Here is a 23953-nt window from a genome sequence, read left to right as displayed (position 1 = left end):
CCGCAGATGCCGAGTCGAAAACTCAACCGCTGCGTTCTCCCGACTGTGTGCTACGCCTTACGCGTTGGACTGTCAAATAATCTGGACAAGTTTCCGTCAGGCGCGTGCCATGATGACGCTTGCGTTAACCGGTTGCGCAGTTGCGACGGGTTGAATGCTGGCAAAGCCCGCCGCGCGCAGCATGGCGGTGATTTCCGCCGGGCTGCGCGGGCGGCCTGATCCCATCGCCCACAGGTAGAGCCCGAAAAACGCCTCCCCCATCGGCTGCGCGCCCGGAATACGGGCCATCGGCTCGGCGATCAGCAGGCGCGCTCCGGGGGCGAGGCTCTTGCGGATATTGCTGAGCAGCGCCTGTGCCGGGCCATCGTCATGATCGTGCAGGATGCGGATCAGCGAGACCATGTCATAGCCTTGCGGTATGGAATCGCTGAAGAAATTGCCAGGGTGCGCGGTGACGCGGGCAGCGCCGACGGCGTCGCCCAGCACGGTGCGTCCGGTTTCCACAACTTCCGGCAGATCGAACAATCCGAGTTGAAGATGCGTGTTTGCGGTGCCGATCGCCCGCAGGAAGGCCCCGTGCCCGCCGCCCACGTCCAGCAACCGTTTCACCTGGTTGAAACTGACTGAAGCCAGCACCTCGTCGGCAACAAAGTGCTGCGAGGCGGCCATAAGCTGCGAATATTCCGCGGTATCCTCACCCCGTTCGGTCGCGCCCTGAAGCGCGCCTGCATAGGTCCAGAAGCGCGAAAGGTCGGTCGGCTCGCGCCGGTCGGCCCGCAGCAGCGCCAGCGGATCGGCCAGATCGGCATAGAGCAGCCGGTGATGCCGCACCATCGCCTGCACACCGGGATTGGACGCGAAAACAGCGCCTTGTTCGCCCAGCATCCATTGATCGTGCGCCGGTTCCTCCGCCAGCATCAACGGGCGGCCTGCGCGCAGCAGGGTCAGGGCGGCGTCATGGCTCAACCCCATGCGGGCGGCGATTGCGTCAGCCGCCAGCGGGCCATCCTTGAGAATATCGAACAGCCCGCCTTCCACAAAGGCGCGCAGCACCTGCGAATAGGCGAACCCGGCGAGCAGATCGAACGCGGCATCGGCGCGGCTGCGTGCAATCCAGCGGATCAACGGCAGGCGGGCAGCCCAGTGCTGGAAGAGGGGACTGGCGAAAATCCGGTTGCGGCGCGCGACATAGCCGATCCGCAGGGCGGCCCATTTGCTCACGAACAATGTGTTTCACAGACCATATGTCTAAATAATTGGACAGATGCTTGCGTAAGGTCAATGATAATCGCGAGGGATCGAGGCAGGGAGGACGGGTCATCGCACGAGTCGCCGTCATCGGAGCAGGTATTGGCGGGCTCACCAGCGCGGCCTTGCTGGCGGCGCAGGGCCATCATGTCACCGTGCTCGAGAAAGAGGCATGGGTTGGCGGCAAGGCCCGCCGCGTTGCGGTTGACGGTGCCGAGATCGACGGCGGGCCCACCGTCTTCACCTTGCGCGATGTGTTCGATGCCGTGTTCGAAGCCTGCGGTGAAAGCCTCGACAACCACATTACCGCCCGCCGCGCCGATGTGATCGCGCGCCACGCCTGGGGGGCGGAAGAAACCCTTGATCTGTTCGCCGACCCCCTGCGCAGCGAAGATGCCATCGGCGCCTTTGCCGGAGTAGAGGCCGCCCGCGGCTATCGCAATTTCCGCCATGAGGCGGCACGCATCTTCAACGTGCTCGAAGACCCGTTCCTGCGCGGAGAGAAGGCCAGCACGCCGTTGCCGATGATGTGGCGGATCGGGCCGTGGCGGCTGGGCGACATGCTCGCCATGCGCCCGTTTGACGGGATGTGGAACGCGCTTGGCGGCCATTTCAAGGACGGCCGCCTGCAGCAATTGTTCGGCCGTTATGCCACCTATTGCGGATCATCGCCTTATGCCGCGCCGGCCACGCTGATGCTGATCGCCCATGTCGAGGCGCAGGGCGTGTGGCTGATCGATGGCGGGATTCACGCGCTGGCCAAGGCGCTGGCCGGGCTGGCCACGCGCCAGGGCGCGCAGGTGCGCACCGATGCTCCGGTGGCCGAGGTGCTGACCACGCAGGGCCGGGCCAGTGGTGTGCGGCTGGCTTCGGGTGAGGTGATTCCCGCCGACATCGTCATTTGCAACGGCGATCCTGCGGCGCTGGCGACGGCGAAGCTGGGAGACAGCGCCGCGCGGGCCGTGCCGCGATTGCCGCCCGCCAAACGCTCGCTCTCGGCACTGGTCTGGTATGCCCACGCCGAAACATCGGGCTTCGATCTCAGCCATCACAACGTGTTTTTCTCGCCCGATTACGCGCGCGAATTCTGCGAGATTGCTGCCGGGCAGACCCCTTCCGATCCCACGGCTTACCTGTGCGCCATCGATCGCGGCGCGAAGGAGGCTGACCCCGTGCCAGCGCCCGGAACACGTGAGCGCATCCAGATCATCGTCAACGCCCCCGCCAATGGAGACGTTCACCACTATACACCCGAGGAGAAAGAGCGATGCACCAGGGCCATGATGGCAAGCTTAGGCCGCTGCGGTCTGACGCTGGAAGACCCGATGCCGCATCAGCTCATGACCCCGCAGGATTGGGACGCCCTGTTCCCGGCTACGGGCGGCGCCCTTTATGGGCGAGCGTCGCACGGCTGGGCGGCCTCTTTCCAGCGGCAGGGGCCGAAGACGCGGCTGCCCGGTCTCTATTGCACGGGCGGGGCGACCCATCCGGCGGCTGGGGTGCCCATGGCAGCCTTGTCAGGGCAGCTGGCAGCGCGGGTAATCGCACGGGACCTCGCTTCGATGAAGCCATCCCGGCTGGCGGTTACAGCTGGTGGTATGTCGATGCCATCTCCGACGACGGGCAGCACGGGCTGACGATCATCGCCTTTCTGGGCAGCGTGTTCTCGCCCTATTACAAGCGCAGCGGGCGGGGCGATCCGATCAACCATTCCTCGCTCAATGTCGCGCTTTACGGGCCGCAGGCGCGCTGGGCGATGACCGAGCGCGGGCGCGGCGCGGTGGAGCGTGATGCCGGCAATCTGGTGATCGGGCCGAGCGCTGTGCGCTGGGACGGTGAGGCGCTGACAATCGACATTCACGAACAAGACAAGCGATTGTTCAACCCGTTCCAGCGCAAAGTGGCGGGCCGCGTGCGGGTGTTCCCCGAAGCGCTGAACCGCGTCGCCTTCGCGCTCGACGCGCAGGAAAACCACATCTGGCACTGCCTCGCCCCGCGCGCTCGGATCGAGGTGGAGATGGACGAGCCGGGCATTTCGTGGAGCGGCAAGGCCTATCTTGATCACAACCGTGGCAGTGAACCGTTGGAGCAGGGCTTCAACACCTGGCACTGGTCACGCGCGCATCTGAAGGACGGCGCGCTGGTGTGTTACGAAGGCGAGCGCGGCGATGGATCGCTGTTCGCCAGCGCGCTGCGGTTCGATGCCAATGGCGTTCCCGAACCGGTCGACCTGCCGCCGATTGCCGCCCTGCCGCCCAGCAGGTGGCGCGTCGAACGCCGCACCCGGTCGGACATCGGCGTGGCCGAAGTGCGCCGCACGTGGGAGGATACGCCGTTCTACGCACGGTCGGAGCTGGCCTCGCGCTTTGCGGGCGAAGAAGTGGTGGCGGTGCAGGAAAGCCTCGACATGCGGCGTTTCTCGTCCCCGCTGGTGCAGTTCATGCTGCCATACCGGATGCCGCGGAAGGGGTAGGGTCACGCTTCTTCCTGCCATACCCCTGTGCCTGACACGGGCCTTGGCTTTTCGCAGCGCTGCATTTGACATCACGAGAGCCCAAATCCCGATCCCCGGCCTCCACCAGAGCAGCCACGTCGGTGGGGACACGGCGATGACTGGCAGCTTTCGGGAAAGCGAAATATTGCCGATCATGGCTGGATGTGGGTGGGTTGCTGAATGGCCAGTTTGGTGCACTTTTGGAGGGTCGCACTAGCCGACCACGCCCCGCAGAATTCATCTCTTTTGCTGCGAGCCGACGACAGACATCAGGTCAATGCATCGGTCAGCCGCTTGATCTACGAGGTCTTCAATATCTGACCCGCGGTCATACTGATCGATTATGGTTGGTGCTAATGCGCGGGACACGAGGTTGACCCAAGGATCAGCATACCAGTTCTCCTTGGGGTCAAGCGGCGATCCCAGAACCTTGGATGAATAGGCAGCTTGTCCCCACGCGACTGCCAAAGGTTCCTCCACAAACCATCCCCAATTGATGCTCGGCGGGGCCGGGCAACGAGCAAAAAATCGGGTGGTAAGTGCTTGCTTTTGCGCTATTGGCTGCCTCGATGAGATGAAATGAACCAGCTCGTGAAATACTATGGTGTCCCAGTAGGATGGGTCGGTCTCGGTCGGCGGACTTTGAAGCAGAATAAATGAGCCAGCGATAGGTTCGGCTGATGCCACATCGCCGGGCGGTCGGCGTGTGAAGAGCACAGTGAATTCGCCATCCAGATCGCTTCGATAGAATTTCGCGACCGACGCGATGAAATCTGCCGCTGCTAACGACTTGAACCTCGCGTGAAGTTTCGAAGCACGTTCCTGAAGCGCCGAACTGTCCGCGAGCAGCAAGCGCCACTGTGGTTTGAAGTGCCGGTAGAAGCCCCTTAACATCTTGGCATCATCTACGCTTGCAGCCCTTTCTAGGGTGGCCAGTGCTGCCTCAATTGTTGCGTGTTCAAGAAAGTGCGCCGCGAGGGGGTCAGAAGCTGCAGTCAATTGATCGCGCGACGCGAAGATGCCATCCGGGGATGATCTCGGATTGCGAGGCCTTTGCCCCTTTAAAATCGTCCGGCGGCGGTATTCCTTATAGCGACCAACCCATTGCTGATCCGCCTCGGTCCATCCGAACCGTGCCTCCCATTCCTCGCGATAGGCCGGAATAGTGTTGCCCGGGAGCCAGTCACTCATGTTGTCCATCGTGGAAAACAGGTCTGCTGTCTCACGATAGGAAACTGTCACCAGCACATCAGCGTGTGCTTTGAAGGGGGTCAGCAGCAAGACCGCTACAGCTATCAGAAGGCGAGCCATCATTTGTCTCTCCGATTATGGCTCGACTAAGTTACTGATGATCAACAATCAACGTCCACTCTGGGGTCAGAACCTGAAGGGCAGAAATTTATCGGAAGGGAGGCAAAACTGTGATGTGATAATCGCTAGATCCGGCTCATTCTGGCTTCTTCTGTTCTTCTTTTTTGGGCGATATTCCTCCTAGGCTACGCTTGATCAACGGAAGCATTTTCGGCTCTGCCTTCTTACCTGGAATGAGGATTCCGCCGACCGGATCGGAGGTTTGATTGCCTGCCCCGCCAGTACCGGGCGTGGGGGTCGGAATTGGGGTCGCACCTCCGCCTGAGAGATTGGGAACGCGAATAATTTCGCCCTGTTCCTGGACAGTGGGCCTGTAGCATTCCAATCGGTTGACCACTCTGACACCGGCAGTGCTGCCAGCGTCAACTGTGACAGACTGCGCCGGAACAAACACCGGCGCGGCCCAGCGCGCTCGCATGAACCTGCCTTGTTTGGTGCAGTATGCTTTGGCTGCGGCAGGCACGTTGGCCAGTGTTTCGGAAATCTGGCAATTCGCCTGACCGGGGACCGTGATTGTGCCAGTGGTCTGACCGCCCGGGATGTTGAGGTTCAATGTCGGCTGAGCCGCAGCCGGAGTGCAATTGGCCGTAACGGTGACCGGAACCGACCTGGCGATAATTTGCAGCGCCTGGTCGCCTGAAAACAATTTGGTTATCGAAACGGTACCCGGATCTGGCGTCAGCACTTTGGGCTTGCAGGACCACATGTTCCGCACATCGATATCATTCATGCCAGCCTGGACGGTGAAACTATTGCCCGGACCGTAAGCTGGTGGATCCCATTCGGGTGCCATGGTTCCCAGCGGTTCGATGTTGTTGCAGTAGGTCGTGAGATCAGCCGGGAACGATGGCATGGTTTCGGTAATGGTACATTGTGCACCAACCGGTGCCTGGGTGGTCCCGGTTACTGTGCCCGTCGCCATAGCAATCGTGATTGCCGAAGGGCTGGCGGCAGGCGTGCAGGCAATCGCAAAGGTCACCGAAGTCGGCCCGAATTTTGGCTCCCAGGATCTGATTGACTTGTTGATGCGGATCGTTCCGGCTTGCCCGGCCTTGCAGACGAGGGTGTTCTTCAACAGAACTGCGTTACCAGCGGCGTTCAGCGGCGCGGGCAAGCTGCCGGGCTGCAGCGAAGGTTCACCCCATTCAGCCACCGCAAAAGGGTCTTTTGTCTGGCAAGCGGCGGTTGCGGCAGCAGGTACCGGCGGCAGGGTTTTTTCTTGGATGGTGCAGCTCGATGAAACTGGCACATTTTGAACAGTGTGGCTGGCGCCGCTGTTGAGTGAAAAATTGCCGGTTGTGCCGAACAACGCATAGGGTGTGCATCGGACTTCGACGTCGAAGGGGCCGCCTTGCGTCACGCCAGCGCCAGTCTGGTCGTCGATCTGTTTGGTCACCGTGATGCTCGTCGTCGGGATCACGGGAACTTCGGTGCAAGCTTCCGACAACGGCGAAGGACGCTTGGTATAGAAGTATCCATTGGCTGGGTCCATGTCTCCCGAGGGGCTGAGAGACACGCAATTGCGGACCGTGGTATTGGGTTGCAGCGACGCCGTGCCATTACCGGGGAAGGCATAAGACCAGATGCCGTTTCCGTTGATCGGGATACTGGCAATCCCAAGGTAATTGGCTGCGTTAGCGTTCGGCTGACAGAACCCTGCCGGCAAGCAGGCCTGTTGTGCAACATTCCCTGCCTGTCCCTGATAAGGGGGATCCAGCGTGTCAGTCACCAACACGCCGTGGAAGGGCGAAAAGCCTGTGCCAAGCGAGTTGAGAGCACCTTTCGTAAGGTTGTCGATCTTGACCGAATAAAGGATTTGCGGGCCGTTCTGGAACGTCCACGCCGCCGAGTAGGCCGGCAGTCCGTCCACGCTTGCAGCCTTGTTGACTTGCGCATCGATACAGCGGGGAAGGCGCACGCCGGCCATCGCCCAATTGCGATCCTGCGGTGCAGGATTGCTGAAAGCGGCGGGGTTGTAGCTGCCCGAAGGCGGCCAGTTGATATTGGTGTTCAGCGGATCAGTGACGTCCATCAGCGCCAGGTTTTCCAGCCGAACATCGTCGTTCAGGCAATAAGGGTCACTATTTGCCGGCTTTTTCAGAACAACCGTTACAGTACAGGTCAGCTTGCTGCCCTGCGCAAACTTGATTGCTTCATTACCTACCGCGCGGAAGTCCACTGCGGAGCTGCCTTGCACCGGAGTGCTGGTGTGGCGAACGATGCCATTGACCATGCCATTTGGCGCGTATCCGGTCACGCTGCCGGTGTTGCTGCAGGACCACGTGGCCTGAAACGGCAAGCCGCTGGTGTAATCATTGCGATTGATCCGCATGACATCCATCACCGTCCCGACGCTACGTTCAGGTTCGTTGTTTTCGAAGCTTACCACATAGGTGAATGGCTTGCCGAAATGGATGAAGTTGGACTTGATCTTCTTGTCAGGCACCCGCTTTTTCGTCACTTTGAAGTTGCAGGGCGGTTGGTCTTCCATCAGCGTGCGGGCTGACGCGGCTTGCCGGAAAGACTGCTGCGGCGCGGATGCCGAGGGCGCACCATATTCGGTTGCCATATAATTCACGACAGCTGTGTTGTTGATCGGCTTTTGCGGTGCATTTGGCACGGTTTCGCAGTCAGGATCTTCGTAGCTGAAGGCCGTATCGATAACCACATCCTGCCCGTGTTGCAGGGTAAAAGAGCCAGCCGGCGCTGACTTCCAGGCAAGATTGGACTCCCCGTAAAAGCCGTAGGTGTAGGATGGTGACGGGCCCAATTGTCCGTTGATCTGGGCGCAAAGGCCCGGTGCTGTGGACGACACGCAATTTGTCGCGACATGGCTGCGGGTGAAAGGCGGAGTATTGATACCCTGCTGCACCCAGTCTTGCAGATCCCCGGCTGCAATCGTGATGGGCTGCTGCGGAAGAGACTGGTTCCTGATAGTAATGCGATACACGACGGTGCTGCCCCAGGCTGCCTTGCCGCCGCCTGGCTTTATCTCCTGTTTGGTCACCTTGAGATGGCCGGCGCCGCAATCTTCATCTTGGGTGGTCGCGCCGGTCAGAAGTTTTGCATCGGCTGTCGCGGTGTTGTTTGCCGGATTGGCTTCGGTGAAAGCCGAGTTGTTATTGGCGAGTGTAAAAAAGGCGGTGTTGCGGATGCCATCGGCACCGGGCAGTTTGTAGCAGCTCAGACCAAACAGCTTTTCCACACTGATTTTGACCTTGATCGTCAAAATGCCGCCGTCGGCAATTATGCCTTGGCCATTGGCAAAGCCCCAGCTGAACAGGTGCTTTGCGCCCATCGTGCCGACCAGAATGTTGCCCTGAGATGTTGGCCCTGCCAGGTCGAGGCAATCGCTGCCTCCGGTGGCAGAACACGTCGCGCTGATCAGTTCGGCACGGAAGGCTACGCTCCCCGGTGGAAGCGACATCGTATCATGCAGCTGAAAGTAGCTGCCAACATCGGCAGGGCCGCTGCCATTGTTTTTCACCGTGATGGTGTATTCCAGAATGCCGGGGCCATTGCTGACATCAAGCGACGGCGTGAGCGCCGTTTTGGTCACAGCCAGATCGACACCGATAGGGGTGGTCGGCTGCACGGCAGTATTGACGTCTCCTGCGATGCTGAAACCAAACTGGTTTTCCGCACTGACAGTGTTCTTGAACTGACCGGCGGCCGTAAACCGGCCAGGCAGGAAACATATGACCGTTTCCCCCACGGGCAGCGTTATAGACCCAAGCCCGTTTGCGCCCTGCGATGGCTGGACTGGCACACCAGCCCCGTCGGGAAGCCTGCATATCAGCCCTGAGGTGGGCTGAAAGGCTGTTGGAACGGGATCCGTCAGCGTTACCTGTTGCTGCGGCTGCCCAAGGGGATTGGTGATACGAAAGATGTAGAAGACCGGTGCATTTGCTGGGACGACCGAGGCAAGCGGACAATTGATCGCATCGGGATCTGTCGCAGGATCTCCCACACAAAGCGATTTCGACAAGGCAAATTGCGCGACAGGGCGGGTTCCATCGATGTTCGCCCATGTCGCGGTGGCAGTGACTGCAATTAATCCGGCCATGCAGATTAATGTGAGCAAACCCGCCTGACGTTCGGTGAACCGGCCGAAGAGTGCCGCGATGAACCGAATTGCCTTGTCTGCAGTACGCATAGCCAAAATCCTTGACGAAGTCTTTTTCAGGTTAACTTTTAAAATTGTGCCCGCTTGCGCCTGCTTGGAGCTGCCGGTGCTGTCTTCTTGCGAGTTTTTCGGACGGGAACCGCGCGATCAGACTTTCGTCCGTCAGAGGCAGCCGATGTGGCCACGTTTGCGCCTGATGGCGGTGGCAGCGGGGCGCAGGCGTACACCAACTTGGTCTCGACCCAGTCACCCACGGCCCAATCATATGTCGTGCCAGGTTCGCTGGTTGGCGGACCCAGCGGAATGTCGACTTCATGCGCGCGGAACTGAGTGCCAGTGATGGTGAAGGGCGCATCGTTTCTGCTGGAGGTTGTTATTCCGGCTGCGATGATCGGCATGCCGGTGCAGCCGGGGATTTTCGGGTCAAGATCTTTGAAATTGAATACAAAGCCAGGACCGTATGAGGCCATTCCGCCGGGATGAACGAATTCGATGCGGATTTGCGCGGAGTCTACGTCGATATTCCAGCGCGGCGGCAGGGTGTTGGCAGACAGGGGAAAGGTGCCGTAGTTTTGAAACTCCACGGCCGGCGTCACTATTGCCGTCGCGGGGTAGTTGGCGTTGTTCTGCTGGAGCAACGTGATGGTATCACCACCAAGCCCATTAATTGGAGGGGGCGGTGGCGACGGTGCGGTAACAGGGGTTTGCGTGATCATGATCGGCCCCTGGAGAGGCGTTATCGCAAGCCCCACAGAAAACGCGGTCTGATCGGATGGGTCTAGCGCAAGCGCGGGATCGATGCCGCGCAATTTGAACTCGGTTTGCGCAGAGGCCGGGCTATGATCCTGCCCTGGCATGAGATTGACTGGCTGGACCGAGAGGCCGGGAAACAGCAGTTGGTAGCCATCGGGATCGGGCACGGTTTGCGCCGTGGGCATGGTGATTTTGGTAATGCTGCCGCCCGACACGGAAAAATCATAACCAACGGCAACGGGCGGATCGATGTAGAATGTCCCACCGCATAGGTCGCCGGGCTGAATGATAAACACGAACGAACCGTTTTGCGTCGTGGTCGGCATCAATGGCTGCGTTTCGGTCCAGCAGGGGCCTCCTGCACTGGTTGCTCCGCTACCGCCACTATTGGCACCAGTTCCGGCAGCGCCGCCCTGACCATCCTGCCTTGAGGTGAGTTTGCGCCCGACGATATAGCCCTGCCATACAGGGGTGGTCTTTCGCGCGAGCAGGCGTGCACCAATTTGCGTGGATGGATTGGCCGCGTCCGTCGCAGACAGCTCGAACGGTATCTGGCACTCCAGCGCGCGCCCCATCGCCCCGCTACGCGCACAATATTGGGCAATGTCGATATTGGCTGGCGCCGTATTATCGGCGCTGATTTCAAGATATTCCTCTGAAAACGGCGGGAATGCCTGGCCGGCATTAATGACCGCATAAATCGAGACATTAACGACCGGAAGCGCCGGGCTATAAGTGCCAGCGGAGACGACAATGTCAGGATTGTTGCGCACCATCTGGTTATCGGGCGGTATCTGCGCCATCGCAGTGGCGGGCATCAAGGCAACGCTAACAATGCCGAACTGCTTAAGGGCGCAATTGAAGCGGTAAATCATCAACCGGGTTCTCTTGATCAGGGTAAAGGGCGTAGGTCGCGACAGGTGCGCGATGTTGAGGCAGGCCATGGTCATTGTGGCCGCTGCGTCACATTCACATCTTTTGCGACCGCACCTGTGTTGTTGGCTGGAAGTGTAAATGTCCGGATCGGGACTGAGCGGGTCGTGCCGCTTTTTCCGTCCCAGATATCTACTGGCCGGACAGTGACCCGCGGTGGCCTGGGCCCGCTGCTTTTGGGCAAACGAAAGACGATCGATGCATCGGTGCAGTCATTGGACATGCCACCGGCGTTGTTGAGCGGGCGCAAATTGGTCCTGAGCCGGTACCACCGGTCCATCGCAATCGGCGTGCCATCCCAGAAACTGGCCGCGGGACCTGATTGATTGCCAATTACGAAACCGTTTTGCGTAAGCGAGGCCGAATGAAGGGCAGCGCCCGGTATCGCCGACCCCGGCAAGTTGCCCGGCAGCGTACCATTTCCCAAATCCGCCAGCGTTGCCGTCAGTATGGCTCCGCTCACCACGGGATTGGAGGCTTGTGTGGTCGCAAGCCATTGAGTCAGGGTTGCTTCAACCTTGGCCTGATTGATGCGAACAGTCGAAGACGAATTTGGCCCACCAGTCAGTATCGGAAACTCTGCCAGCAATCGCTGTTCATTGTAGGGAGTGCAGGCATCTGGCGTCACAACCACTGCGACCAGTGCTTGCTGGGCAGACTGCAGGCCAAGAGCATCAGTTACAACCAGATCGAAATTGAGGTTCTGGTTGCTCGTAACGACCGGCGCGGTGAAGGTTGGCGTTGGGCTGTTAGGGTTTGACAGTACCACCGGCGGGCCCAACGTCTGGGTCCATTGATATGTCAGTGGCAGATTGCCATCGGGATCGCTCGATTGGTTTGCATCCAGTGTGACACCGGGCCGGCCACTGAAAACGTAAGACCAGTTCACTTTGGGAAAGGCGATTGGCGGGGCGTTACCGGCACTCGTCCCGCTCCCCGGTCGGTAATGTGCCAGACGGTTCGGCGTGCCGGAGGGAATGTTTGTCAGAATATCAGGGGTGGCCGCATCTATTGTTGCCTGCATCGCCTGAGCCGCTGTCATGCCCGGATTTTCCGACCAGATCGCTGCAACAATTCCTGCAACAGCGGGGGCGGATTCCGACGTACCGCTGACAGTGCCATACCCGCCGCCGACCTGCGCACCATTAACGAGTTCGCCAGGTGCATGAAGGTCGACACACCAGCCGCGATTGGAAAATGCAGGCCGCGAGTCATTGGCGCGGGTCGCCCCCACAGTCAGGATTTCCGACACCATATTGGGCGAGCGAATGCACGCGAGGCCAGAATCGTTGCCAGAGGAGGTGACCACAGCCACACCCGCGTTGACAGCATTCACGACCGCGTTGTTTACGTTCGCAACCGAAGCATTGAAGGACAGGCTGATATTGATAACCGCTGGCCCGGTGCGTGTATTCACCACATGGTTGATCCCGGCGATCAAATCGAAGTTGGTCCCGCCTCCGGTGCAGGTGGCTACCTTGACATCATGGATCGGGGCATTGCGGGCGATACCCCGGGTTGATCCTGCCGCGAATGAAGCTGAATAGGTGCCGTGGTTGTCGCAGGTCTGTGCCGCTTCGCCTGTGAAGTTGACTGCCTCGATAACACGGCCGCCGAATTCCTGATGTGCAGCGTCAACGCCGCTATCAAGGATGTAGACATCGACGTCTGCAGCATCCGAATATTCATGGGTGGTATCGAGCGGCAGATTGACCTGATCGATCCTGTCGGCACCCCAATTTTGCGTATTTGTATCAATCCCGTCGACTGCAAATTCAACGACCGCGTCCACGGAAGCGACCCGCGGGTCGCGCTGCAAGGCTGACACTTGCTGCGCATCCAAACCCGCGACGTAGATCACATCCAAGGCGCCAGTGGTCACTTTGATGGTACTGATCACAGAGGCATCGGCATTTACAGTTTCAAGCAAGGCCCTGCCGGTCTTCAGCGCTTGTGCGCGCGCTGCCGCGACATCTGGGCGTACCTCGCGCCCCAATTTCCTGGTCGGAAGCACGATCAAATGCGCGCCAGCGGCCACTATTGCAGCAGAGGCCCTGCGCTGCGCAGTGGTTTGCGTCCGAGGCATTCGGGCTTCGGGCGAAGGGCGCTGAAGTGATTGCTGCCGCTGGCGACCATTGGCGAACTTTATGTCAGACTGTCTGGCGCTTTGTGGCTCATCTGTGATTTGGGAATCCGCCGCGCCGACCTGTGAACCTGCCACCATCATCGCAGCAATCGCTGTTACGCTGGCCACGTTTACCGTCTGGAACAGGGCCGATTTTGCGTTGGTCATGGTCATAAACTTGCCGGTATCCCTTTGCTTCAAATGTCAAAAATCGATGCGCGTTTCGGCACGCAAACCGGGCACCGCCGCGGCAGGCCCATCAAGAAGTCTTGCGCTTGCAAGACTGACTGCGGCACGCGATCCTTCCAGACGGTCTTCGCCATCGGGCACGCCAAGGAAATCGCTGTCATCGAGAACAATGAAGCCATCGTCGGTACCTCGGATCGGCCCGATGACTGCGCTCACTTCAGACACGGGGCTGAAGCTGCCCGGATGATTGGCGAAATGAACTGGGTTGGAACCGATGACGGTTATCGCGGCAGCCTGATGGCTGATACCGATCAACATGAATGCAGCCACCGCCATTGTTTTTCGCATGAATTGGTTCCAAATATCGGCTCCGCAGACTCTCGTTCAGGATACTGTTTGCCGCATCCCATGATTATGGGGGTCGACCGGCAGCAGGCATCTGCGGTTTAAAGAGGGGGTCAGTTAACGAGGTGAAGTGCGTGCGCGTGGCCTTGGCAAAATAATGTGAGGGTCGGCCGCCGATACGTTCACTGGCTACTGGCGATTGCGCTTTTCGCAGGCATCGCCTTGCCGTTGGCGCTGCTGGCAAGACAGGATCTTCCCGGGCTTCAACAGGTGCCTGACAGTAGCATCGTGATCGTTGATCCTGGCCGGAATGCGCAGGTTCGCCGGGTGGTGGCGAGCAGCGCAACCTTTCCTCTGCACAAGCAGGCCAGATGGCCGGCCGGGGCGAGCGCGCAATTCCACTTCAAGTTGTACGATCATACCGAAGCTGGTTGGCCCGCAGCGATTTACGTACCGCGGCTGGGCGGGGCTGCCAGATTGTCGCTCAACGGCGTTCCGGTCACCAGCTCGGAAACATCATCCGGACCGCTGCTGGCTTCACTGAATCGGAAGGCCCTGCAAGCTGAGGGCAACCGGATTGACATCCTTCAGGATGGCGCACCCGGGGGCATCGGTCTGGGCGGGGTTTATCTGGCTTATGGCGAAGTCGGGTCAAGCAGCGTTGTCCACCTCGAATTGCGGCGAACCAGACTGGCAAGCCTACTTCAGATCGCGGGCTGGATAGGCCTGATCGCCGGGCTTGCGGGCCTTCTGCTGGGCGCGCATCGTCTTGCGTCGGGCTCAGGAATTGCCATCGCGGCCAGCGTGCTACTGCCTGCGCTGATACCGGCCCTGGCAAACTTTCACATGGGTGCCTTCAAACCAGCTTCTCTCGCGATTGTTCTCGTTTTGCTTGCAGGGTGTTGTTTCGTCTTTTCGCTGCGCAAGTTGCCGGGCACCTTGGGTGTAATCTGCATTGGTCTGGGATTGGTAGGCATCTCTGCTCCCATGGCGATCATCCTCGCCGGGTTTGCGGGCGGTATTGCTGAGTCAAGTTTGCCAATGGCGTTGTATGTTGCGGCGTGCCTCGCGCTATTCTTGGCGATTGGCATGCCGTGCCTGCTGCTTGCCGATATCCGTCAATTTTTCCGGTCGTTTCGGGAAACACAAAATCGTGTGAAACAGCAGGAAACGATCATCATGGAACAGGAAACCGCGCTCCACCTCCAGATCAGCGAGAAGGCCGTCCTGCAGGAACGCCAACGTTTCGTTCGTGACATTCACGATGGCATTGGTGGCCAGCTGTTATCGCTCCTGCTGCGGGCCCGCAGCGGAATGCTGGAGATGACCGATGTCGAATATGAGCTTCAGCGCGGTCTGGCCGACCTCAGGCTGGTGGTCGATGCAATGGACCAGGTCGGCAGCGATCTTGAAGGTGCATTGGCCGTATTCAATACCCGCTCTCGCCAACAATTGGAGACGGCCAATATCTCGTTTGAATGGAATCAGGCAGAAGAGCTGGGCCCCTATTCGCTCGGCGCCCGCCAGATTCTCAGCCTATACCGGATAATGCAGGAAGCGGTTTCAAACAGTGTGCGCCATTCACAAGCCGACCGGCTAGAAGTCTCGGTCCATCCGGCCCACGATATCAGAGCGCTGGAAATCACGATCAGCGACAATGGCAAGGGTTTTGACATGACCCAGAATGTGGTGGGCAAGGGGTTGCAAAACATGCGAACCCGTGCCGCGCAGCTTGGTGCTGAAATAAAATGGGACACCGGCGAACACGGCACAATTGTGCGGCTTTATCTGCCCACAACCCCAACAAATTAAAGTTCGAGCCAACCGTTCTGAACAGCTTCGAAGATCGCTTCATTGCGCGAATGCACACTCATCTTTGAATAGATCGATTTCACGTGGCCGCTAACCGTATTGATTGACATTCCCAGTGCAGCCGCAGCTTCCTTGTAGGAAAGTCCGCGGGAAAACATGGTCAGGACATCCAGTTCACGGGGGGTGAGATCGTGGTCGATCGTTTGACTGACAGCTGCATCGTGACCGGACTTTTTGCCCATCATCTGAATGACATGAAATGCTGCCTGCGGGCTGATAGGGTTGCCGCCTGCAACCAGAGCCCTGATATCGCGGCAAATCTGATCAGAGGGCGTATCTTTCAGCAGATATCCGTTTGCCCCGACTTCAAAGGCCAGCAGGACACTCGCCCGATCCCCAAGAACTGTCAGGATCAAGGATTTGCTGTCGCCGCTTTCCCGCAATTTGCGAATGAAATCGATACCATTGCCGTCGGGGAGCCGGATATCGACCAGGCAGACATCTGAATGGGTCGCCAGGCTATTTACGGCTTCGGCATATGTGCCGCAGGCAAAGGCGAGTGCCAGGTCTTCAGCCTCGTCAATCATCTGCACCAGATAAGCGCGCATTTCAGGATCGTCTTCGACCACCCCTACAGAGATTGTGGTCATGGCCGGATTACGCTGGCCGGGCGGTCCCAGCAATTGGCGTAGGGATGGCCGCCGGTGTGGACCAATCCGAAGTTGCGGGGCTGGATTTTGCTATATGATAGAACTCCCGATCCACCGGCCTCGTGATACGAAAGGACGCGCCAACCCTTTCCGAATTCGGCGGCACAGAACCCGTTTGCGCTATCCAGTGTTGGCAGGCCATCTGCGCGAACCGGGCGAGACATGCGGACTTCACCACCGACGAAAGCATCATCTGGTGCAAAGTATTTGTTTTCGTTCATTAATTCCTTGGGAATGTCACGTTCGCCGTCTCGGTAACAGGCAATTGGGGTCTGCAAACTGCAGAGCCTGTCTCCGGAATATGGATTGCAGCTAGGTTGAGTAAGGTCTTCAATACAGCTCAGATAGGACATTCCGATCTCGGAAATATTTCCATCGACCTCAGACAGGCTGGTGCCCTTGGGCTCCGATGGTTCCTGACACAGCAGAAAGGCAAAAAAATCGACGGCCGTATCATCCTGGATTTTCAGATCGACCGCATCGGGACGACTGCGCGTATTGAGGTACTCGATAAACGTTGGCGCGCCTTTCATCTTGCTGGGTTTGGGTGGCAGGTCTTTGAAATCGGCCTTGATCAAGCCTGTCCCATCTGCTGGGAATTGGCGAAGCGCAGGGATTCCATACATGATTTCGCCGCGAAAGGCCGCCGGCGCGGCAGTCGGGTCCAAATTTCCAACCGATACCGAGTCTGTTTTCGAGCCCGGAAATTCGCGAAGGCGGGTTAAAATCTGTCCGGAAACCACCCCTCGTGGCAGTTCGAAATGGTCGATCAGGAATTTGTCTGTGCCCGGCTCGTCGTAATCACGGAACGAGAACATGCCGTGGCGGTCCTCCGAGAATTGCAGAAATTGTTCGAACCGAAGAAGCGCCGGCCTGATGGCAGCAGGCTCCGCCGCACCGGCAGCAAAGTTATCTTCCTGTCCGTGCATGACGACAATCTTCGTCAACCCGCGCGGACATTGGAATTGTTCGATCTGGGCAGTAGCGCTTTGATCGGACTTCGCATCGTCCGGTGTGACAGGCCAGTTGGCATGCGCAACCCAGCCTGAAATCGTACCGATCGCAAGGCCAAGGACCGCTATCCCCCGCCTGCTTCCCATAAATTCCCGCATGGTTGAAATTGACGCGTCCCCTCAGCCCGATTTTCCGTTGTCATCTTCCCCGACAATTTTCAACCATGCTAAAATAGTCTGACGGGATTCTAGGACTAGGTTGGCAGAAATGTGATCTTTCGATTCCCAAGCGGCAATTTCCCTGGTTCATAGGATTACAGCTTATGGAAGGCTGGTGATGGCGGAAGATTGGCGCGGCGATCTGGAGGTTTGGCCGGCACCGTTTCTGGCGGCGTTGCGACACAAGACCCGGATGCGACTTTGCCCGGCGTACGTTGCGGGCCTGATTGGCCCCGGGACCGCAAGAGTGATGGTCAATCCCTGCCGTCATTGATCGTGCCTGCCCTTCGCGCCGCCCTCCACCGTGCGCGGCAGAATGATCGCCCGATCACGCTGGTGGGAGCAGGCCTGCCGCAGCTCGCCGGACAGATGGGCCGGGCCAAGAGCTATGCCGAGCGATTGTTCGTGTTCGCGCAAATCGGCCCGCTTCCGCCCGATGTTGCCCGCGCAGCACTGGCCAACCCGATCACGGCCGAATAATGCGACATCACGGACGACGCCGTGGACCAGGTGCTGACAGTGACGCGCGGCTATCCCTATTTCCTGCAGGAGCGGGGCAGGCAGTGCCGGGACGCAGCCACAGCTTGCCCGATCATCGCCGCCGACGTCGCGACTGCGAGGGGGGTCTAACCTCCGGTTCTTGTCGTTGCCTCAAAAAGTGTCCGTTGAGCGATCCCTTTCGTCCGCACGATGATCTTGTCGAAACGGTCGAACATCTGTATTGCATAAATCATTCTGTAGCATCCCAAAGGATAATACAATGCACATGCACAAAGGGCGCCTCGTCAGTGGCGGACGGTTGCAGCTCCCGGCTGACGTCCGCCGCGAACTTGGACTGGCCGATGGTGATCAGGTGATCATGCAGGTCGTCGATGGCGAACTGCATGTTCGGCCGCGTCGCGACGTTCTCAAGCGCATTCAGACGATGCTTCGTCCGTATGCGCCGGAATCAGGCTCCGTCGCTGATGAACTGATTGCTGATCGCCGTGCTGAGGCCGCACGTGACTAAGCCAGTCTATGTCCTCGATGCGTCAGCTGTGTTGGCAGCGTTCTTCGACGAGCCGGGCGCAGATGTCGTGGCCGAAAGGATGGGCGGCGCGCTCCTGTGTTCGGTGAACTATTCCGAGGTGGTTTCGAAGCTCGTCGATCGCGGCACACCGGCTGAGCAGATTGTCGAGATCATGGAGCAGCTGGATGTCGAGGTCGTGCCGGCCAACCGTGAATTGGCCATGAGGGCAGGGCTGCTGCGCGCTGAAACCCGTGGGAAGGGCCTTTCTCTTGGCGATCGATACTGCCTTGCGCTGGCGGCAAGCCGCAACGCGGTTGCTGTCACTGCAGACCAAGCTTGGGCCGACCTCGATATAGGCTTATCGATTGAGATGGTTCGCTAAGTTCGAAATTCGAACGTTTCCTTTACCAGCTTCCTGATCAGGTGTTGCTGGTCCCCAAACGCCCTCCTTCGAAAAATATGGTCGGCTTTCGAACGCATTATGCACCAAAGGCTTTGGAGTGAGATTTATGGGCATCAAGGTCAAAGTGGTGGAGAATGGCCGCTTGGTTCTCCCGGCTGCCATCCGCAAACAGCTTGGTCTTGAAAAGGGGGGAACATTGATTCTGGAGGTAGGCGACGAGGAGGTAACGCTTCGCTCCTTGGAGCAGGTCCTCGACAAGGTGAAAGCCACCTTTGCCAAATATGCCGATCTGCCGGGCATGTCGGTCGATGATTTTTTGGCGAACAGGAGGGCGGATAGCGGGGAGTAATCGAGGCTGTAGCCAACGTGTCTGCGCTCGTTGCGGTCATTGGTGCTGCCAGCATTGACAGGCGATCAGGCCAGGGGAAAGCTGCCACCTGACATTTGAGATGAGGTGAAGTTCGTCAAGTGAGCATCCGGCTCCGGCCACGAATTGGGATGCCCGCGTCGCAATGTCCGTGCCTTGCTCATGCTTAGCGTTGCTTAGCGTACTTTCCGCGCTCTGCCCCTCGAAAGCTGCACGGCGGCGGCTTTGCCTCGCTCGCAAAAAATTGCTGCCGTTCGGGAAGCGACCCCATTGCAGACATTCGCGGTTGAGCTACCTTGCCGCGATGCAAGCAGAGCTACGAGCTATTACCACGGACGATGGCATCCCTCTCTCTGACGTGATTCCGACGACAGCCGAGTTCTGCATTCATGTCCGGGCACTTATAGGCTCAGTGGGCAGTGAAGACTTCTCGGACTACTACTTTGATGTGTGCTCTGTCGCTTGGCTTATAAAAGAAGTCGAGAAGCATTCGAGCCTTTGGAGTGGTCGAAAGCTGATCGTCCTGCGCTTCGATCCGCAGGAGGTAGAAACCCAACTTCGTAAACGGCTCCGTCACGCAACAGGTGAAAACTGGCGGTCAGAGCTTGGAGACTTTGTGAGGTCGGGCGAGGGCTGGTAAACTTTCGTCCGATTTCCACCCATCTTTGGTCATAAGCGGGCGCGCATCGGGATCCCCAAAGCTGCCCTTTTGCATGTGCGAGCCTCAGGCACCAGAGCCCTTTATCACGCTGCCTTTGCAGCGCTAAGGCGATGTGGCCGGGTCGTTGCCCGTTCTTTCCTCTTGGCCAATCAAGGCCATGGAGAAAGATGATGACCTACTCACACCTCGACCCGGCCATGCAGAACCGGGTTTCGTGGAATGCTGGCAGAACCGTCGGCACCAAGCGGCCGCTCGCCCAAAAGCAAATTTGGGCGATCCGGTTCTTCCTTGATCGCGAGGAGCGTCTCCGCGACCGCGCGATGATCATTCAGCGCAAGACCGGACGACCCGTGCATTTCGAAGTTACGGCGGACACCCGCTCGAGCCTCGCAACATGGCTGGTGCGGCGGGGTGGCACCATCGATGATTTCGTGTTCCCAAGCAGGATCCGTTCCGGCCAACCAATGAGCACGCGGCAGTATGCTCGCCTCGTCGATGAATGGGTCACTGCGGTCGGGTTGCGGCGGGAATACTACGGCACCCACTCCATGCAGCGCACCAAGGCGGCCATGATCTACCGAACAACCGGAAATCTGCGAGCGGTCCAAATTTTGCCCGGCCACTCCAAGATCGAGAACACAGTCCGATATCTCGGGGTCGACGTGGAGGATGCTCTTGTCCTAGCGGAGCGCATCGAGATCTGACAATGCTGGCGGCCGTCGGGCGAGCTCCGATGGCCGCTTTTGTCGATGTCCGACGTTCACCAAACCGGCAACAAGTGGGTGGTTTCCAGACAGAGCCTCGTTGACCCTATTGCGAGAACAGCAGCAGGCTGTGATTGGGTCCCGAAATCAGAACGCCATTGCTTGGCGATCGGGCGATGCTTTCCGCATCGTCAAGTGCACGAAACACATCGTCGAGCTGCGGCGGTAATCCAATGGCGCAAACGGGCGGAGGAAGCTCCCCCGCTCGTGGCGGCGGCTCGGTTGATCCGAATGCAATTGACTGACCATCAATGCGATATGCCCGCGCCATCCTCGCGCACCGTGGCTGCCACCAAAGCTGATTATCGTCTCCGGTCAACGACAACGCTAGCGGCTCTTCGACTGAGTGACCGTCGATCCCTGCGACACGCCACTCTCCAGTAAGGGTGATGACCGCGACTGACCCAGCCCGTGGGGACGAGGGAGGCGACGGCGAAGCATCCCGGTTTGCGTCTGATTGGATAGGCTGTTGGCAAGCCGCAAGAAGGGCAAGCAGAAGAAGAAAGGTCGGCGTTGCCATTTTCATGGGACTAAATTGAGGCATGCCGAAAATTTCCGCAACGGGGTCGATTCCCGAACGGCGGTTTTTTTCCCGCGATACCCCGGGGCTGCCGTTCGCTGAACGCAAAAAAGCTCCCGCGCCCTGTGAAGCGCGAGGGCCTTGTTTGCGTCGCTGCCTTGTCACACGACCCCGAACGCCAGCATCGCATCGGCCACTTTCTTGAAGCCTGCGATGTTCGCGCCCTTCACATAGTCGATATAGCGTTCCCCGTCCTTGGTGCCCTGATCGCCGTAACGGATGCAGGAATCGTGGATGCCCGCCATGATATCCTTCAGCATCTGCTGGAGTTCATCTTCCTTCCACGACCGGCGTTCGGAGTTCTGGCTCATTTCCAGACCCGATACCGCAACCCCGCCAGCGTTGGACGCCTTGCCCGGCGCGTAGAGGGTTTTGGCTTCCTTGAAGACATGCACCCCGTCCAGATCGGTCGGCATGTTCGCGCCTTCGGACACCGCCTTGCAGCCGTTCTTGACCAGCAGCCTGGCATCATCGCCCAGCAATTCGTTCTGCGTGGCGCAGGGCAGGGCGACATCGCAGGGCACGCCCCACGGCGTTTTGCCTTCGTGGAAGGTCGCATTCGGAAACTCGGCGACATATTCCTCGATCCGCCCGCGCCGATAGGTTTTGTGCTTTTTCACCCAGTCGATTTTTTCCTGATCGATGCCATCGGGATCATGGATGAACCCGCCTGAATCCGACAGGGTCAGCACCTTGCCGCCCAGTTGCACGATCTTTTCCGCTGCATGGGTGGCCACGTTGCCGCTGCCGGAGATCACCGCCGTCTTGCCTTCAAGGGTTTCGTCCTTGGTCGCCAACATGTTCTGGAGGAAATAGACCGCGCCATATCCGGTCGCCTCGGTACGGATCAGGCTGCCGCCCCATTCCAGACCCTTGCCGGTCAGCACCCCGTTCCAGTGGTTGGTGATGCGCTTATATTGCCCGAACATATAGCCGATTTCGCGCGCGCCGACGCCGATATCGCCCGCCGGCACGTCCACATCGGGGCCGATATGGCGGTACAGTTCGGTCATGAAGCTCTGGCAGAAACGCATGATCTCGCGCACGCTTTTGCCTTTGGGGTTGAAGTTGGAACCGCCCTTGCCGCCGCCCATCGGCAGGCCGGTGAGCGCGTTCTTGAAGGTCTGTTCGAAGGCCAGAAACTTTAGCACGCTTTCATTGACGCTGGAATGGAAGCGGATGCCGCCCTTGTAGGGCCCGATCGCGTTGTTGTTCTGCACCCGCCAGCCGCGCTGCACGCGGACATTGCCATTATCGTCTTCCCAGCAGACCCGGAAACTGACGACACGGTCAGGCTCGGCAATCCGGCGCAGGATCTGGGCCGAATGGTATTCTTCCTTGTCCTCCATGAAGCCGAAGATATCCTCGGCCACTTCCTGCACCGCCTGCACGAATTCGGGCTGGTGCGGATTGCGTTTTTTCACGCCCTCCATGAACCCGTTCAGGTCGACGTGATCGCTGACTGCCATGATAATTTCTCCCCCAAAACGCGGCTATACGCGCCCGTTAGAAATGCCGCTTGTCGAATTGCGGCAAACTATCCGCGCAATGCGCCGCGCTGGCAAGGATGAGGGGGGATCAGATCGCCGAACTGAAACTGCGCTGCGTTACGGCGCGGTAAGTGTCGAACAGCGATGCGATCACGCGGGCATAGGGCAGGCCGCCGGGCAGGATGGTCAGCCGGTCACCGGAAAGAGTGGCAAGGCCTGCTGTTAGGAACGGGGCCAGCCGATCCTGCACTTCGGCCAGCAGACAGGGTGAAAGCGTGGCCTGGTTGCGGCACAACAATGCCTCGATCACGCTGCCGCGCAGCCGGTCTGCCGCGCTGCGGGCGATGCCGTGGTTGGCTGAAAGCCGCCCTTCGCCCGATAGCTGGCGATAGCGGCCATTGTGCTTGTCGTTTTGGGCGAGCAAGCCGGGAAAGCCGCTGATCGCGGTCGATCCCATGCCGATCAGCACTTCGGCCGGATCATCGGTGAAGCCCTGGAAATTGCGCCGCAGCGAACCATCGCGCATTGCCCGCGCCATCGGATCATGCGGCAGGGCAAAGTGATCGAAGCCGATCGCGTCATAACCATGCGCGGTCAGAAACGCGTGGGCCTGTGCTGCCATGGCAAAGCGGGCCTCGGCCCCGGGCAGGGCGGCTTCGGGGATCATTTTCTGGCGCGGCACCAGATGCGGCACGTGGGCGTAACCGAACACCGCCACCCGGTCTGCCCCCAGCTTGGATGTCATTTCCAGACTGTCGACAAGATCGGCCGTGGTCTGGTGCGGCAGGCCGTACATCAGATCGAAATTGAGCGAGGTGACACCGCCGCTCCGCAGCCAATCGATGCTGCGGCAGATCATGGCGGCGGGCTGTTCGCGCCCGATGGCTTTCTGGCAATGGGCAGCGAAGGTCTGCACCCCCATGCTGGCGCGGGTGATGCCTGTCTCGCCGATCACATGGCTCCACTCTGCTGTCAGACTGCGCGGATCGAGTTCGATCGACCATGCGGGGGCGTAAAGCGGGAAATGGGCGTGGAGCGCGTCCACCAGCGCCATGAATTCGCCCGGGGCAATCGCGTTGGGGCTGCCGCCGCCAAAGGCGATGCGGCTCACACGGGCGGCGGGGGGCAGCAGGCTGGCGACCGTGGCGATTTCCTGATGCAGCGCGGCCAGATAGGTTTCCACCCGCGCACGCTTGCCCGATGCCCCGGTGTTGCAGCCGCAATAATAGCAGATTTGTTCGCAAAATGGGATGTGGAGGTAAAGCGAGACGTCCCCGTCCGCTGCGGCAATGGCGCTTTCGATCGCACCTTCTGCCAGCGGGCCGAAATCGGCAGCGGTGGGGTAGCTGGTGTAACGCGGCACCGGCTTGGCGAGGAGTTCTGGAATGTATGTCCACATGA

At 59.3% G+C, this 23953-nt stretch carries 20 protein-coding genes and 1 pseudogene; 10 read left to right on the top strand and 11 right to left on the bottom strand.

Going from position 1 to position 23953, the window contains the following annotated elements; all coding sequences use genetic code 11:
• Positions 1-96: 96 nt before the first annotated feature.
• The gene (locus tag IP79_RS14205) at positions 97-1221 is read right to left on the bottom strand and encodes a methyltransferase (protein ID WP_054120022.1); all 1125 of its coding nucleotides are present in this window, start codon (positions 1219-1221) and stop codon (positions 97-99) included.
• Between the two features lie 47 nt (positions 1222-1268).
• Here IP79_RS14205 and crtD point away from each other — a divergent pair, with 47 nt between their 5' ends.
• Positions 1269-2885, top strand: coding sequence for a 1-hydroxycarotenoid 3,4-desaturase CrtD (gene crtD / locus IP79_RS14200; protein ID WP_233994230.1), 1617 nt, complete (start codon positions 1269-1271; stop codon positions 2883-2885).
• Positions 2886-2908: 23 nt separating this feature from the next.
• Positions 2909-3721, top strand: a complete 813-nt coding sequence (locus IP79_RS14195) for a carotenoid 1,2-hydratase (RefSeq protein ID WP_054119941.1) — start codon at positions 2909-2911, stop codon at positions 3719-3721.
• Positions 3722-3979: 258 nt separating this feature from the next.
• Here IP79_RS14195 and IP79_RS14190 read toward each other — a convergent pair whose 3' ends face one another.
• The 5 genes from IP79_RS14190 to IP79_RS14170 all read right to left on the bottom strand — a co-directional run bounded on the left by IP79_RS14190 (position 3980) and on the right by IP79_RS14170 (position 13587).
• Entirely contained in the window at positions 3980-5056 is a 1077-nt protein-coding gene (locus tag IP79_RS14190) for a hypothetical protein (protein WP_054119940.1), read from the bottom strand.
• Between the two features lie 133 nt (positions 5057-5189).
• Positions 5190-9269, bottom strand: coding sequence for a DUF5979 domain-containing protein (locus IP79_RS14185; protein ID WP_054119939.1), 4080 nt, complete (start codon positions 9267-9269; stop codon positions 5190-5192).
• Between the two features lie 38 nt (positions 9270-9307).
• Entirely contained in the window at positions 9308-10942 is a 1635-nt protein-coding gene (locus tag IP79_RS14180; protein WP_054119938.1) for a hypothetical protein, read from the bottom strand.
• Complete coding sequence (locus IP79_RS14175; protein ID WP_054119937.1) at positions 10939-13224, bottom strand: S8 family serine peptidase; 2286 nt, start codon at positions 13222-13224, stop codon at positions 10939-10941. The genes IP79_RS14180 and IP79_RS14175 overlap by 4 nt, the downstream gene beginning before the upstream one ends.
• A gap of 30 nt (positions 13225-13254) precedes the next feature.
• Positions 13255-13587, bottom strand: coding sequence for a hypothetical protein (locus tag IP79_RS14170; RefSeq protein ID WP_233994229.1), 333 nt, complete (start codon positions 13585-13587; stop codon positions 13255-13257).
• A 225-nt stretch (positions 13588-13812) separates the two neighbouring features.
• On the opposite strand from IP79_RS14170, the gene IP79_RS14165 reads away from it, so the two are divergent.
• On the top strand, positions 13813-15396 hold the full coding sequence (locus IP79_RS14165) for a sensor histidine kinase (RefSeq protein WP_156318349.1): 1584 nt from the start codon (positions 13813-13815) through the stop codon (positions 15394-15396).
• Here the strand turns inward: IP79_RS14165 and IP79_RS14160 are convergent.
• Together IP79_RS14160 and IP79_RS14155 are read right to left on the bottom strand one after the other, a co-directional pair.
• Positions 15393-16046, bottom strand: a complete 654-nt coding sequence (locus IP79_RS14160; RefSeq protein WP_054119934.1) for a response regulator — start codon at positions 16044-16046, stop codon at positions 15393-15395. The genes IP79_RS14165 and IP79_RS14160 overlap by 4 nt on opposite strands.
• Positions 16043-17053, bottom strand: coding sequence for a hypothetical protein (locus IP79_RS14155; RefSeq protein WP_156318348.1), 1011 nt, complete (start codon positions 17051-17053; stop codon positions 16043-16045). The genes IP79_RS14160 and IP79_RS14155 overlap by 4 nt, the downstream gene beginning before the upstream one ends.
• A gap of 343 nt (positions 17054-17396) precedes the next feature.
• Here IP79_RS14155 and IP79_RS15915 point away from each other — a divergent pair.
• Positions 17397-17516, top strand: a pseudogene (locus IP79_RS15915) (IS701 family transposase); the annotation flags it as partial.
• Between the two features lie 32 nt (positions 17517-17548).
• The gene (locus tag IP79_RS15730) at positions 17549-17758 is read left to right on the top strand and encodes a hypothetical protein (RefSeq protein ID WP_054119932.1); all 210 of its coding nucleotides are present in this window, start codon (positions 17549-17551) and stop codon (positions 17756-17758) included.
• A 250-nt stretch (positions 17759-18008) separates the two neighbouring features.
• Here IP79_RS15730 and IP79_RS15825 read toward each other — a convergent pair whose 3' ends face one another.
• Positions 18009-18164, bottom strand: a complete 156-nt coding sequence (locus tag IP79_RS15825; RefSeq protein WP_233994237.1) for a hypothetical protein — start codon at positions 18162-18164, stop codon at positions 18009-18011.
• Between IP79_RS15825 and IP79_RS14145 the strand changes: the two genes are divergently transcribed.
• The 5 genes from IP79_RS14145 (at position 18114) to IP79_RS14125 (ending at position 20422) form a co-directional block, all read left to right on the top strand.
• The gene (locus tag IP79_RS14145; RefSeq protein ID WP_233994236.1) at positions 18114-18287 is read left to right on the top strand and encodes an AbrB/MazE/SpoVT family DNA-binding domain-containing protein; all 174 of its coding nucleotides are present in this window, start codon (positions 18114-18116) and stop codon (positions 18285-18287) included. The two genes, IP79_RS15825 and IP79_RS14145, sit on opposite strands and share 51 nt — an antisense overlap.
• A complete protein-coding gene (locus IP79_RS14140; RefSeq protein WP_197273833.1) occupies positions 18253-18669 on the top strand; it encodes a type II toxin-antitoxin system VapC family toxin in 417 nt (138 codons plus the stop codon). The genes IP79_RS14145 and IP79_RS14140 overlap by 35 nt, the downstream gene beginning before the upstream one ends.
• 127 nt (positions 18670-18796) lie before the next feature.
• Positions 18797-19039 carry an AbrB/MazE/SpoVT family DNA-binding domain-containing protein gene (locus IP79_RS14135; protein WP_054119929.1) on the top strand — a complete coding sequence of 81 codons (243 nt, stop codon included), beginning with the start codon at positions 18797-18799 and terminating at the stop codon, positions 19037-19039.
• Positions 19040-19343: 304 nt separating this feature from the next.
• A complete protein-coding gene (locus tag IP79_RS14130; protein ID WP_197273832.1) occupies positions 19344-19697 on the top strand; it encodes an Imm8 family immunity protein in 354 nt (117 codons plus the stop codon).
• Between the two features lie 191 nt (positions 19698-19888).
• A complete protein-coding gene (locus IP79_RS14125) occupies positions 19889-20422 on the top strand; it encodes a tyrosine-type recombinase/integrase (RefSeq protein WP_054120020.1) in 534 nt (177 codons plus the stop codon).
• 741 nt (positions 20423-21163) lie between these two features.
• Here IP79_RS14125 and gdhA read toward each other — a convergent pair.
• Both gdhA and hemN read right to left on the bottom strand, forming a co-directional pair.
• Positions 21164-22531, bottom strand: a complete 1368-nt coding sequence (gene gdhA, locus IP79_RS14120) for an NADP-specific glutamate dehydrogenase (RefSeq protein ID WP_054119927.1) — start codon at positions 22529-22531, stop codon at positions 21164-21166.
• Between the two features lie 109 nt (positions 22532-22640).
• Positions 22641-23951, bottom strand: a complete 1311-nt coding sequence (gene hemN, locus IP79_RS14115) for an oxygen-independent coproporphyrinogen III oxidase (RefSeq protein WP_054119926.1) — start codon at positions 23949-23951, stop codon at positions 22641-22643.
• Between the last annotated feature and the right edge of the window lie 2 nt (positions 23952-23953).

Origin of the sequence: Porphyrobacter sp. AAP60 (genome assembly GCF_001296025.1) — a bacterium.
GTDB lineage: Bacteria > Pseudomonadota > Alphaproteobacteria > Sphingomonadales > Sphingomonadaceae > Erythrobacter.
Note: the sequence above shows the minus strand (reverse complement) of the source record. Positions and strands in the feature narration are given on the sequence as shown.